At 34.7% G+C, this 13,060-nt stretch carries 11 protein-coding genes; 8 read left to right on the top strand and 3 right to left on the bottom strand.

The window, feature by feature from the left end:
- The first annotated feature begins 30 nt into the window (after positions 1-30).
- Together AC1RP1_RS04550 and AC1RP1_RS04555 are read left to right on the top strand one after the other, a co-directional pair.
- The gene (locus tag AC1RP1_RS04550; RefSeq protein WP_481761506.1) at positions 31-1,374 is read left to right on the top strand and encodes a hemolysin family protein; all 1,344 of its coding nucleotides are present in this window, start codon (positions 31-33) and stop codon (positions 1,372-1,374) included.
- A gap of 121 nt (positions 1,375-1,495) precedes the next feature.
- On the top strand, positions 1,496-3,073 hold the full coding sequence (locus AC1RP1_RS04555) for a peptide chain release factor 3 (RefSeq protein ID WP_481761505.1): 1,578 nt from the start codon (positions 1,496-1,498) through the stop codon (positions 3,071-3,073).
- A 46-nt stretch (positions 3,074-3,119) separates the two neighbouring features.
- Here AC1RP1_RS04555 and AC1RP1_RS04560 read toward each other — a convergent pair whose 3' ends face one another.
- Complete coding sequence (locus AC1RP1_RS04560) at positions 3,120-4,202, bottom strand: MucBP domain-containing protein (RefSeq protein ID WP_481761504.1); 1,083 nt, start codon at positions 4,200-4,202, stop codon at positions 3,120-3,122.
- Positions 4,203-4,353: 151 nt separating this feature from the next.
- Positions 4,354-6,585: an ATP-dependent Clp protease ATP-binding subunit gene (locus AC1RP1_RS04565; protein ID WP_481761503.1), complete on the bottom strand. Its 2,232-nt coding sequence runs from the start codon at positions 6,583-6,585 to the stop codon at positions 4,354-4,356.
- 202 nt (positions 6,586-6,787) lie between these two features.
- Here AC1RP1_RS04565 and AC1RP1_RS04570 point away from each other — a divergent pair, with 202 nt between their 5' ends.
- The 6 genes from AC1RP1_RS04570 to AC1RP1_RS04595 all read left to right on the top strand — a co-directional run bounded on the left by AC1RP1_RS04570 (position 6,788) and on the right by AC1RP1_RS04595 (position 12,529).
- Complete coding sequence (locus tag AC1RP1_RS04570) at positions 6,788-6,976, top strand: hypothetical protein (protein WP_057973672.1); 189 nt, start codon at positions 6,788-6,790, stop codon at positions 6,974-6,976.
- Positions 6,977-7,127: 151 nt separating this feature from the next.
- Positions 7,128-7,394, top strand: a complete 267-nt coding sequence (locus AC1RP1_RS04575; RefSeq protein WP_409022159.1) for a phosphocarrier protein HPr — start codon at positions 7,128-7,130, stop codon at positions 7,392-7,394.
- The gene (gene ptsP, locus AC1RP1_RS04580) at positions 7,394-9,115 is read left to right on the top strand and encodes a phosphoenolpyruvate--protein phosphotransferase (protein WP_481761502.1); all 1,722 of its coding nucleotides are present in this window, start codon (positions 7,394-7,396) and stop codon (positions 9,113-9,115) included. Before AC1RP1_RS04575 ends, ptsP begins: the two co-directional genes overlap by 1 nt.
- 148 nt (positions 9,116-9,263) lie before the next feature.
- Entirely contained in the window at positions 9,264-10,445 is a 1,182-nt protein-coding gene (locus AC1RP1_RS04585) for a glycosyltransferase family 4 protein (RefSeq protein WP_481761501.1), read from the top strand.
- A 29-nt stretch (positions 10,446-10,474) separates the two neighbouring features.
- Entirely contained in the window at positions 10,475-11,497 is a 1,023-nt protein-coding gene (locus tag AC1RP1_RS04590) for a glycosyltransferase family 4 protein (protein WP_481761500.1), read from the top strand.
- A 3-nt stretch (positions 11,498-11,500) separates the two neighbouring features.
- Positions 11,501-12,529 carry a lysylphosphatidylglycerol synthase transmembrane domain-containing protein gene (locus tag AC1RP1_RS04595; protein ID WP_481761499.1) on the top strand — a complete coding sequence of 343 codons (1,029 nt, stop codon included), beginning with the start codon at positions 11,501-11,503 and terminating at the stop codon, positions 12,527-12,529.
- Between the two features lie 198 nt (positions 12,530-12,727).
- Here AC1RP1_RS04595 and trxA read toward each other — a convergent pair whose 3' ends face one another.
- Positions 12,728-13,039, bottom strand: coding sequence for a thioredoxin (gene trxA, locus AC1RP1_RS04600; protein ID WP_481761498.1), 312 nt, complete (start codon positions 13,037-13,039; stop codon positions 12,728-12,730).
- Positions 13,040-13,060: the final 21 nt, after the last annotated feature.

The raw sequence follows: 13,060 nt of genomic DNA on the forward strand, positions 1-13,060 counted from the left end.
AAAGACAAATGAATTGGAGCGGATGAGTAAATGAGTTCAGACCCTGGTCACGAACTGCTGTTGCAGCTGTTATTATTAGTCATTTTGACATTAGTGAATGCCTATTTTTCAGCTGCAGAATTAGCAGTAGTTTCAGTAAATCGTAATAAAATTGAGGCAGAGGCGAAAGCTGGAGATAAAGGTGCAATAAGAATTCTTGGTATATTAAATAATTCGACATCATTTTTATCAACTATCCAGATTAGTATTACTTTTGCCGGGTTCTTGTCTTCAGCTTTTGCAGCAACATCTTTGGCTAAATATGTTGAACCATTGTTTGGGAGTGCTGTGTGGGCACATGATGTTGCAGTAGTTATCGTTACGTTGATTTTATCTTATTTTTCATTAGTTTTAGGAGAATTATATCCTAAACAATTGGCACTACAGATGCCAGACAAAATTGCCAGAGCAACGACTGGGCCTATTCAACTTATTGCGATTGTTTTCAAACCATTTAACTGGTTGTTATCAATTTCAATCCGTGCATTAGAAAAAATAACACCAATTAAGTTTAATAAAAATAATATTGAGGTTATTAGTCGACAAGAAATTGTTCATATGATTCAAACTGGTGAAGAGCGTGGTGCTATTGATTCAGATGAATATGAAATGATGGAAGGCGTTATTTCGTTACATACGAAATTCGCTCGTGAAGTTATGGTCGCTAGAACTGATGCTTTTATGATTGATTTACAAAACGATAATGATCGTAATATTGATGCTATTTTAAATCAACCTTATTCTCGTGTACCCGTTTATAGTGATGATAAAGATAACGTCGTTGGCGTTGTTCATATCAAAAATTTGCTTAAAGCTGCTAGAGCAAAAGGGTTCGATAGAATTAGTTTACGTCAAATTATGCAAGAGCCCATGTTTATTCCAGAAACGATGGCTGTTGATGATTTGTTATTCGAAATGAAGAAAACACACACTCAATTAGCTATTTTATTGGATGAATATGGCGGTGTTGTTGGACTTGCCACAATTGAAGATTTAATTGAAGAGATTGTTGGCGATATCGACGATGAGTCAGATAGCCCTGATGATACATTGAGAAAAATTAATGCACATGAATATATCGTACAAGGTCGAATGACACTTGACGATTTTAATGATGAATTTAATTGTGATATCAACGTTAAAGACGTAGACACAATTGCGGGATTCGTCTTAACTGAATTAGGTCGAATTCCCGGTAATAATGAACAACTACAGATTACACTTCACAATGGTATACTTCTCGAAACGGAAAAAATGGACGGTTCTCGATTAGTGGAATTGAAAGTTATGATTCCCGAAACACGGTTAAAAGATACTTTAAAGAGTAAAGAATAAAATATGGGATGATAAGGTCAATAGAACTCTAATAAGTTCCATTGACCTTATCATTTTTTACGTCGAAGTTCATTATCATTTATGATAAACTATGAGTAATATGTTTTAGAGAGGACAAAAAATGAATACAGAAGAATTAGAGACTCAAGTAAAAAAACGCCGAACATTTGCGATTATTTCTCATCCCGATGCTGGTAAAACAACCATTACAGAACAATTACTTTTATTCGGTGGGGTTGTCCGTTCTGCCGGAACAGTTAAGGGTAAAAAATCTGGTACTTTTGCAAAATCTGATTGGATGGAAATTGAAAAGAAACGTGGTATTTCTGTTACTAGTTCAGTTATGCAATTTGATTACGCCGATAAGCGGGTTAATATTTTAGATACACCTGGGCATGAGGATTTCTCGGAAGATACCTACCGAACATTAATGGCCGTAGATTCTGCAGTCATGGTTATTGATTCTGCAAAAGGAATTGAACCACAAACAAAGAAATTATTTAAAATTTGTAAAATGCGTGGCATTCCTATTTTCACATTCATCAATAAGATGGATCGTGATGGACGTGAGCCACTTGATTTAATGGCTGAACTCGAAGAGGTCTTGGGCGTTGAATCATACCCAATGAACTGGCCAATTGGTATGGGTAAAGGCTTAAAGGGATTATACGATATCTACAACCATCGTATTGAACTTTACCAAAAAGAAGATAAAGGCATGGACTACGTTGATTTAAATGACGCCGGTGAGATTGAAGGCGACCATCCTTTAAAAGAAGATAGTATCTATCAAGAAGTGCTAGATGAAATTGAATTATTGGGCGATGCTGGTAATACCTTTGATGAAGCAAAAATCGCAACAGGGGATTTAACGCCGGTTTTCTTTGGATCAGCATTAACTAACTTTGGTGTAAAAACGTTCTTAGATATTTATTTGAACTATGCACCAGCACCACAAGAACATAAAACGATTGAAGAAACAACGATACAACCAACAAATGAACATTTTTCTGGGTTTGTTTTCAAAATTCAAGCAAATATGAATCCTAATCATCGTGATCGAATTGCGTTTATTCGAATTTGTTCAGGTGAATTTGAACGTGGGATGGATGTTAAATTAGCAAGAACTGAAAAGAAAATGCGTTTATCTAATTCAACCCAATTTATGGCAGATTCTCGTGAAGTTTTAGAATCAGCTGTAGCTGGCGATATTATTGGATTATATGATACTGGTAATTTCCAAATTGGCGATACAATCAGTAACATGAAGAAACCAATTACCTTTGAAAAATTACCTCAATTTACGCCTGAATTATTCATGAGCGTTAATGCTAAAAATGTAATGAAACAAAAATCATTCCATAAGGGTATTCAACAGTTGGTTCAAGAAGGTGCTGTTCAATTATATAGAAGTTACAACACGGGTGACTATATTCTGGGTGCCGTTGGTCAACTTCAATTTGAAGTCTTCCAATTCAGAATGTTAAATGAATATAATTCAGAAGTTATCATGACACCAATGGGTTCTAAAACAGCTCGCTGGATTGATCCAGAACAATTGGATGAAAAGATGTCAAGTTCACGTAACTTACTTGTTAAAGATCGACAAGACTTACCGTTGTTCTTGTTTGAAAATGCATTCGCAGAACGCTGGTTTGCTGACAAATATCCAAACGTTACATTAACATCAAAACTATAAACGAAAAGAGGTATACCAATTGGTATACCTCTTTTTTGAGTGCTTATTAATTTAATGAGTAAGGCATTTTGATGTAAGTTTCATCAATAAAACCACCATCTTTTAATTCAAACCAAACATCATTACTTGATGATAACTGACTGATTAAAGTAACTTGTGTATTGTCAGCTAAAACTCGTAATTTTTTACCATAAGGTTTAGTGTAAATAGTTACAGATTTATTAGGAATGTAATCAATTGAAGCAGAGTGATTGATTATTTTTTTAGTAAATTCATTGGTGTCATTGTCGGGTAATAAAGCATATTTGGGTTGAATAATCATTTTTACATTAGAAGTACTTTCTAACCATTGATTGCCACCTATGCTGTACCAAATAGTTCCCAAATTCGTTTCGATTTTTTCAAATACTTGTAAAATAACGCCAGCAGGTAAGAAGGCGGGATAGGAGTTACCCTCGGGTAAGTCATAAGGACGTACGCGTTTTGTAATCTGGATGTATGCGTCAATTTGATCGACGGTTTTCCAATTGATGTTGCGATAATAATAGTAGATGGTTTGTTGTTCATTTGTGAAAGTACCATAACTAGTTTTTGAGGCACGCAATAAATTGAACCCTGGAATATTGACAGGGTCATAAGTGAAAGGGTCATTCAAATGGCCACGTAGTAAAGTGGGTGAGCCGATTAAGTAGCCACCATCAATATCTTGATTATAAATCCAAACGGCAGCGCCATGTTTCTTTTCATAGCTTAAAATAATAGCACCATAGTTGGTTACAAAAGTACTTGTGAATCCCGAAATGCCAACTAGATTATAATCATTGATTGGTTCAAATTGAAGTCTTAAATCGCTACCTATAGTGCCACTGATAATTTGCGGACGAGATAGATTATTATTATTTTGGTCTTTATAGTAAACAATCATTGTGGCATCTGAAACAGATGTTGGTAGAAAAGTTTTTTCTTCAATGACTTCATGTTTCTTTTGTTTTGGTGCCTTATATTTTTTTGTTGATTCAGAATTGAATACAAATTGTATATCGGAAGTGGAAGTAGGTTGGTCATTTTTTGTAAAAACAGACAACATATTCCGGAAGAAATCTCTTAAGGCGATTTTAATCAGCTCCATTCATAATCTAATATCATAATTATAACCTAAAAAGATTAATTATTGGGGAAAAGTGTTTGAAATATCGTTTATTTATTTAAAAGAATGAATAAAATAAAAAAAGATGCAGACTCAGAAAAAATTATCTGAGTCTGCATCTTTAGTTTAGCCTTTACTTTTCAACGTTAGAGTCGGAATCTTTAACATCAGTAGTTGTATCGGCTGATATCTTAATTTCATCTTTTTCAATTTTTGCAGCTAATTTTGTTACATCAGGATTATCAAGGTAGAAGTCAGCTATTTGATCTTCAATCTGTTCCTGGATAACACGTCTTAGTGGACGAGCACCCATTGCGGGATTGTAGCCTAAATCAACTAATTTTTCTTCAACCCGATTTGTAACGTGAAGTTCTAAGTTTTGATTTTTAAGAACTTTATTAACGTCATCAAGCATGATACTTACGATTGAAACTAAGTTTTCTTTACTTAATGAGTTAAATTCAACGATGTCATCAAAACGGTTTAAAAATTCAGGACGGAAGTAATTTGATAGTTTATCAATGATGGCATGGGTTGCACCAGTTGACGTTGCACCAAAGCCAACATTTGCTTCAGCATCAGCACTACCAGCGTTAGATGTCATAATGATAATCGTATCTTTGAAACTTACCACGCGACCTTGTGAATCTGTTAAACGGCCATCTTCAAGAATCTGCAAGAACATATGCATAACATCAGGATGTGCTTTTTCAACTTCATCTAACAAGATTAAACTGTATGGATTACGACGAACTTGTTCAGTTAATTGACCAGCTTCTTCATAACCAACATAGCCAGGAGGGGAACCAATCAATTTAGAAACTGAATGGTTCTCCATGTACTCACTCATATCGAAACGAATCATTGATTCTTTTGTTCCAAATAATTCTTTTGATAATTGTTTAGCAAGTTCTGTTTTACCAATTCCAGTTGGTCCAACAAACAAGAATGATCCGATAGGACGCCCAGATTTATTGAATCCAATCCGGTTACGGCGGATGGCGCGGGCCACTTTATCAATGGCGTCATCTTGGCCAATGACATTAGCTTGAAGGGAAGTGGCTAAATTTTTCAATTGTTGTTGCTCTTTTTCCTTTAGTTCGCCTACAGGAATCCCTGTTTTTTCTTCAATAATTTGTTCCATTTCTTTTTCGGTTACAATTGGTAATTCATCAGAATCAGTATTACTATCTTGTAATTCTTTGAATTTTGCGACTTGATCGCGATAGTAGGCTGCTTTTTCATAATCTTCGTCGGTTAGTGCAGCTTGTTTTTGAGTTTCAGCGTTTTTAATTTTTTCTGCAACTAATTTGGGATCAATAGCTTTAATGGTTAAATTCATTTTTGACCCAGATTCATCAAGTAAATCGATGGCTTTATCTGGTAAAAAACGATCTTGAATGTAACGGTCAGAGAGAGAAGCAGCAGCTTCAATTGCTTCATCACTATAATGAACATGATGGTAAGCTTCGTATTTCTTTTGAATACCTTTTAAAATGACGATTGACTCTTCGACACTAGGTTCATCAACTTGGATAGGCTGTAAACGACGTGCAAGCGCAGCATCTTTTTCGATTTGACGATATTCATTTAGAGTTGTTGCGCCAACGAGTTGTAATTCGCCTCGAGCAAGAGCTGGTTTTAGAACGTTACCGGCATCCATACCACCTTCAGCATTACCAGCGCCTACAATTTCATGAATTTCATCAATGAATAGAATGATAGACTTATCATTTTTAAGTTCCTTCATTAATTGTTGCATTCGTTCTTCGAACTGACCACGAATACCCGTTCCTTGAACTAATGAAACAACATCTAATCGAATAACTTGTTTGTTTAAAAGTTTTTGAGGAACAGCTGAATCAACAATTTTTTGAGCTAATCCTTCAACGACTGCTGTTTTACCAACACCAGCTTCGCCGATTAGAACAGGATTATTTTTTGTCCGACGATTCAAAATTTCAATGATTTGATTAATTTCTTGATCGCGACCAATGACCGGGTCAATATTTCCTGCCCGTGCCTCATCGGTTAAATTAAGACCGAATTGACCAAGGATTGTATCCTTACCATTATTTTTATTAGCGCCACCATTTCTACCAGCTTGGGTAGGAGGTGTCTGCTCTTTTCTTTGTGAACTATTATTTTGACTATTTGGTGCAATCGCATTAAATAAATCATCAAGGTTACCAAAGCTAAATGGATCTTGTTGATTATTACGGATTTGACCATTACTTAAACGCTCTTGTTCATCTTTTAGTAATCGATAACAATTTTGACATAAATCGTATTCTTGATGTTGACCATTTAAGTTAGTTGATAAGTGTATTGTCGCTGGATTGATTTGACAATTTTGACAGATCATATGTGTCACAACCTTTCATATTTCGTTCGTATAGTTTAGTTTATCTAAGATCAAAAACATGTTGACCATCTTTGACCTTCGATGAATAGTATACAAAATATGGAAAAATTCTGCAAGCAATTAGAACTCCTTTTTTACATTTTATGGAGGCTAATCTATAATGAATTTAGTATAGTAGATTTTAGTGAAAAGAGGTTTGAAAATGAGCGAAGATTATAAAGCAAAAATTGATGCATTGATTGCTGGTGAAATAGAGACAATAACAATCAACCCAGATGAATTTATGGCGTTTCAACTTGTTTGGCAAAAAGAAAAATTACGTAAGGCAATCGTTGGTAATGCGCAAAGAGAAGGTCAAATTATTTACAAATATGTTAGTTTGAAAAACTAAAGACTTGTATCATTTTTTAAATAATGGTATTATTTGTCTCTAAAGACTAATGTGTTTAATTTATTAATGAAAACGTGTTCTTTGCTTTTGTTAGTGGGTTATGCATTTTTCTAAAATAAAAAAATATAGAACATCAAGGAGATAATTAATTATGGAAAAGAAAGACTTTCACGTAATCGCAGAAACAGGTATCCACGCGCGTCCAGCTACATTATTGGTACAAGCAGCAAGCAAATTTACTGCTGACGTTGCTTTGGTTTACGGAGAAAAATCAGTAAACTTGAAATCAATCATGGGCGTTATGTCATTAGGCGTTGGTCAAAATGCTGATGTAACAATCACTGCTGATGGCGCTGACGAAACAGATGCAATCGCAGCTATTACAGAAACAATGACGAAAGAAGGACTTGCTGAATAATGTCGAAAATGCTAAAAGGGATTGCTGCTAGTGATGGTATTGCCATTGCTAAAGCATATATGTTAGTTCAACCCGATTTGTCATTCTCGCAAGTAAGCATTGAAGATCCAGAGTCAGAAATCAAACGCCTTGATGCTGCTGTTGCAGCATCAAGTGAAGATTTGAAACTAATCAAACAAAAAGCTGCAGAAAACCTCGGCGCAGAAGAAGCCGAGGTTTTTGAAGCTCATTTGACAATCCTTTCAGATCCTGAACTTATGGGCAACATTGGCGATAAAATCAAAAATGATAAGGTCAACGCTGAAGCAGCATTGAAGGATGTCACAGATATGTTCATTTCAATGTTTGAAGATATGACTGATAATGCTTATATGCAAGAACGTGCAGGCGATATTCGTGATGTTACGAAACGTGTAATGAGTCATTTATTAGGAGTTACAATTCCTAATCCTGCTCTTATCGATCAAGAAGTTGTGGTCGTTGCACATGATTTAACACCATCGGATACAGCCCAATTAAATCGTAAATTTGTTAAAGGATTTATTACTGATGTTGGTGGACGTACTTCTCATTCTGCTATTATGTCTCGTACGCTTGAAATTCCTGCTGTTGTAGGCGCTGGTGATCCAACGACTGCAATCTCAGAAGGTGATATGGTTATTGTTGATGGTATCAATGGTGACGGAATTATCAATCCTACTGCTGAAGAAATTTCAACATATGAAGCAAAAGCAAAAGCTTTTTCTGATCAAAAAGCTGAATGGGAAGAACTAAAAGACGCTAAAACAGTTACTGCTGATGGCGTACATTTTGATTTAGCTGCTAATATCGGTACACCTAAGGATGTTGAGGGTGCAGTAGATAATGGTGCTGAAGCAGTTGGTTTATTCCGTTCAGAATTCTTATACATGGATGCTAGTGAATTACCTTCAGAAGATGATCAATTTAAAGCTTATAAAGCTGCAGTTGAAGGTATGAATGGTAAACAAGTAGTTGTAAGAACAATGGATATTGGAGGCGATAAGGAATTACCTTACTTGCCATTACCAGAGGAAATGAATCCGTTCTTAGGATATCGCGCAATCCGTATTAGTTTGGATCGTCAAGATATTTTCAGAACACAACTTCGTGCTCTACTTAGAGCTTCTCATTATGGACAATTAGCAATTATGTTCCCTATGATTGCAACTGTTGATGAATTTAAATCAGCAAAAGCTATCTATACTGAAGAACGTACTAAGTTAATTGACGCTGGTGTACCAGTAGCAGATAAACTTGAAGTCGGTATGATGATGGAAATTCCTGCTGCTGTTATGAACGGTGATCATTTGGCTAAGTATGCTGATTTCTTTAGTATTGGTACAAATGATTTAATTCAATATTCAATGGCTGCTGATCGAGGTAATGAACAAGTGTCATACCTTTACCAACCTTATAACCCATCAATTTTACGTTTGATTAAAATGGTAATTGATTCGGCTCATAAAGAAGGTAAGTGGGCAGGTATGTGTGGCGAAATGGCCGGCGATCAAATTGCCGTACCTATTTTAGCTGGAATGGGACTTGATGAATTCTCAATGAGTGCTTCGTCAATTCTTAAAACACGTAGTTTAATGAAAAAATTAGATACAACAAAAATGAAGGAATTAGCTGATAAAGCTGTTTCTGACTGTGAAACTAATGAAGAAGTTATTGCATTAGTTGAATCTTACATGAAATAAATTAAACACAAAAAAACTGGTAATTTCGATTATCAGTTTTTTTGTGTTTAATTGGGAATAGATGAGAATAGTCTACTTTTATTGCATAACGGGTGAGAAACCAATATAATTAAAACTATTATATTAGAATAGACAAGGGGACCTTATCGTGAATATTGGAATTTTTACAGATACATATTTTCCACAAGTGAGCGGTGTGGCGACTTCAATAAAAACACTAAGAAACGAGCTCGAAAAAGAGGGACATACCGTCTATATCTTTACGACGACTGACCCACATGTTGATAAGACAGTATATGAACGTAATATTTTTAGATTCTCTAGTATTCCATTTGTTTCTTTTACAGATAGAAGAATTGCTGTTAGAGGCTTATTTCAAGCTTACCAAGTGGCAAAAGAACTAAATTTAGACGTTATTCATACACAGACTGAATTTTCTATGGGCTGGATTGGTAAATTTGTTGCAAGAAATTTAAAAGTTCCTTGTTTACATACCTATCATACAATGTATGAAGATTATTTACATTACATTGCCAATGGTAAGTTATTGAAACCATACCATGTTAAGCAAATGACAAAAACATTTGCATTCCATATGAGCGGGATTATCGCACCAAGTACACGCGTTCAGACGTTGCTACAGAAGTATGGTGTGAAATCAGAAATACGAGTTATCCCTACAGGGGTAGACATTTCTCAATTTGAACAAATTGAAACAGAAGATTATCGTTCTAAATTAGACATTTCTGAAGATCAACCAGTCATGCTTGCGTTAAGTCGATTGGCATTTGAAAAGAATACACAAGAAATTATTGATGGTATGCCAGCGATAATTAAAAAAGTACCGAATGTTTTACTCTTGATTGTAGGGGATGGTCCGGCACGTGAAACCCTTGAAGAGCAAACAGAAAGTTTAAATTTAAAGGACAACGTCAGATTTATTGGTGAAGTTGATAATGATGAGGTATTCCATTTTTATCAGTTAGCAGATTTATTTGTGTCTGCATCAGTAACAGAATCTCAAGGATTGACGTTTATCGAAGCTTTAGCTGCTGGAACACCGGTTATTGCTAAAACGGGTAAATATACTGACGAGTTAATGGAAAAACCAGAAGTTGGTAAAACTTTTTCATCTGAAACTGAAATGGTGACTGATATTATTGATTACTTAAATAGATGTCATGAAGAAGTTGATCCAGAGCCAAGATTAGAAAAGTTAAAAGAAATTTCAGCGGCAACATTTGGATCAAAAGTTGCTGAATTTTACCAAGATGCTCAAATTCATTATGTTGAAATAGAAGAAGAGGATGACGAAATCAGTCATCTATAAACGAATTTATTTTCAAAGGAGTTTCAACCATGCTATTAATTAACATGTTTTCTGCGGCCAATTCGGTTAAAGGACAAGGGGTCGGTAGCGCATATACCGAAATGATGAAGTTGCTCAAAGAACGCTTTCCAACTGAATTCAAAATTAGTGTGAATAAATATAGTCGCTCAGATATTAGTCATTACCATACCATCAATTTTCCTTATTACCTTTCGACTTTTATGCCAGGTAGAGGTAAAAAAATTGGCTATGTCCATTTTTTACCAGAAACACTTGAGGGAAGTGTTAAAATTCCACAACCTTTTAAAGCCATTTTTTATTGGTATGTAATTGCTTTTTATAAACGAATGGATCATATTGTCGTGGTTAATCCAAGTTTTATTCCAAAACTTGAAGCGTTTAAGATTCCAAAAGAACGCGTCACGTATATTCCTAATTTTGTTTCAAAAAAAGTTTTTTATGAAAAAACCGTGGAAGAAAAACAAGCTTTTAGAGATGCGTTAGGTATTCCAGCCGATAAATTTGTTGTTTTTGGTGATGGTCAAGTTCAAGAAAGAAAAGGTGTGCCCGATTTTATTAAGTTAGCTAAGCAAAATCCTGATATCCAATTTATTTGGGCCGGTGGCTTTTCATTTGGTAAGTTAACTGACGGTTATGCTGAATTAAAAAAAGTAGTTGATAATCCGCCTAGTAATTTAACGTTTACTGGGATTATTGATCGAGAAGCTCTAGTAAATTATTACAATATTGCTAACCTTTTCTTACTGCCATCTTTCAATGAATTGTTTCCAATGTCAGTATTAGAAGCATTTAGTTGTGGGACACCTGTATTATTGCGCGATTTAGATCTTTATAAAGCGGTTATTGAGGGCTATTATGATGCCGCGACAGATGTTAATGGTATGCAAATTAAATTGAGAAAATTAAAAGAAGATCCCAATGCGTTATCAGTTTTGCATGACAAAGCAGATCAGGCATCAGCATACTATTCTGAGGATAGATTGGCTGAAATTTGGCATCAATTTTACTTGGACCAGAGCAAAGAGGGCTAAAAGATGACTCGAAAAAACATAGGTTTATTGACGTTAATGGTTATAATTGGGATGGGGATATTCGCTTATTCTTTAAAAAATGTATCAATTCAGTCGCTCGTTAAAGCTTTAGTTAATATTAATATATGGTGGTTATTAGTAGCAGTATTTTGTATCTGTATGTACTTTGTCATTGAAGCATTTGTTGTTCAACGGTTCATGATAGGGCAACATAAAAAATTTACATTTAAGAATGCAATTCGTATTCCACTGATTGAACAATTATTTAATGGAATCACACCTTTTTCAACAGGTGGACAACCTGCACAATTGTTTGCGATGGCTCAGTCAGGTGTGGACGCTGGTCGTGCAAGTTCCATTTTATTAATGAAATTTGTCGTTTACCAGGCAATGATTGTTATTAATTTTATTGTTTGTTTACTAATTGGGTTTCAATACATTCAAGATAAAGTTAATTATCTAATGGTATTCGTGATTTTTGGATTTGTGATTCATTTAGCTGTGATTACTGCTTTGTTAATGATCATGTATTGGTATGGATTCACTAAAAAATTAGTGTATGTTTGTATGCTAGTTGTTAAGTTATTCGTTAAAGGGGATCGTTTTGATCGCTGGAATACAAGTATTTATTCAAAAATTGAAAACTTCCATAAAGAGAGTTTACGTATGAAGAATGAAAAGAAAATGATTTTTCACGTTTTTGTATTAACATTCTTCCAACTCGCGTTTTACTATTTAATTCCATACTTTATTATGTTGTCATTGGGATACACATCAGTGAATGTGATTATGATTACAGCACTTCATGTGCTTATTGTCATGGTAATTTCACTTTTCCCAATTCCGGGGGGAACTGGTGGTGCAGAATATAGCTTCGCGATTGTCTTTTCTAGTTTCATGACCAGTCACAGTAAATTGATTTTAGCCATGTTGTTATGGCGTATTTTAACTTACTATGTTGGACTATTTGCGGGAATGTTTGCTTTAGTTGTTAAACCAGATAAGGTAGAAGAAGTTGGAATTGAAGATTAAATAAATGAAATATGATAGTAACCATTGCTGATGATAGATTTTCTATTATTGGCAATGGTTTTTTTTGTGTTTTATAAGGAGAAGAACGTGTTTCTTTAAGCAATACTAAAATCGCTAATCAGTTTATTACTATTCAAAATAACGACAAAAAAGCACTGTCAAATGACAATGCTTTTATTAGTTAGCTTTTCAAAATCGTTAAATATATTGTGATAAAGCGTCTTTAACTTGCTCTTTTGAATGATAACCGACGAGTGTATCAACAACTTCGCCATCTTTTTTAATCATTAATGTGGGAATTCCCATGATACCAAAATCGTCAGCTGTTTTAGGATTTTGGTCAACATCCATTTTAGCAAATTTAACCTTGTCACCTATTTCTTGTTCTAATTCCTCAATTGCTGGTGATTGCATTTTGCAAGGGCCACACCATGTTGCCCAAAAATCCGTCAATGTTATACCTGAATCTGTAACTGTTTTGAAATTTTCATCTGTAATTGCTTGTACCATTTGAATTCCTCCTTTATTTAT

The sequence above is a fragment of the Dellaglioa sp. CoH-56-MRSF-13 genome, assembly GCF_056782095.1.

Excerpts from the sequence above, each read along its gene's own strand:
- AC1RP1_RS04590 (WP_481761500.1), top strand. The coding sequence starts at position 10,475 with ATGCTATTAATTAACATGTTTTCTGCGGCCAATTCGGTTAAAGGACAA.
- AC1RP1_RS04550 (WP_481761506.1), top strand. The coding sequence starts at position 31 with ATGAGTTCAGACCCTGGTCACGAACTGCTGTTGCAGCTGTTATTATTA.
- AC1RP1_RS04595 (WP_481761499.1), top strand. The coding sequence starts at position 11,501 with ATGACTCGAAAAAACATAGGTTTATTGACGTTAATGGTTATAATTGGG.
- AC1RP1_RS04570 (WP_057973672.1), top strand. The coding sequence starts at position 6,788 with ATGAGCGAAGATTATAAAGCAAAAATTGATGCATTGATTGCTGGTGAA.
- AC1RP1_RS04560 (WP_481761504.1), bottom strand. The coding sequence starts at position 4,202 with ATGGAGCTGATTAAAATCGCCTTAAGAGATTTCTTCCGGAATATGTTG.
- AC1RP1_RS04555 (WP_481761505.1), top strand. The coding sequence starts at position 1,496 with ATGAATACAGAAGAATTAGAGACTCAAGTAAAAAAACGCCGAACATTT.
- AC1RP1_RS04565 (WP_481761503.1), bottom strand. The coding sequence starts at position 6,585 with ATGATCTGTCAAAATTGTCAAATCAATCCAGCGACAATACACTTATCA.
- ptsP (WP_481761502.1), top strand. The coding sequence starts at position 7,394 with ATGTCGAAAATGCTAAAAGGGATTGCTGCTAGTGATGGTATTGCCATT.
- AC1RP1_RS04575 (WP_409022159.1), top strand. The coding sequence starts at position 7,128 with ATGGAAAAGAAAGACTTTCACGTAATCGCAGAAACAGGTATCCACGCG.
- trxA (WP_481761498.1), bottom strand. The coding sequence starts at position 13,039 with ATGGTACAAGCAATTACAGATGAAAATTTCAAAACAGTTACAGATTCA.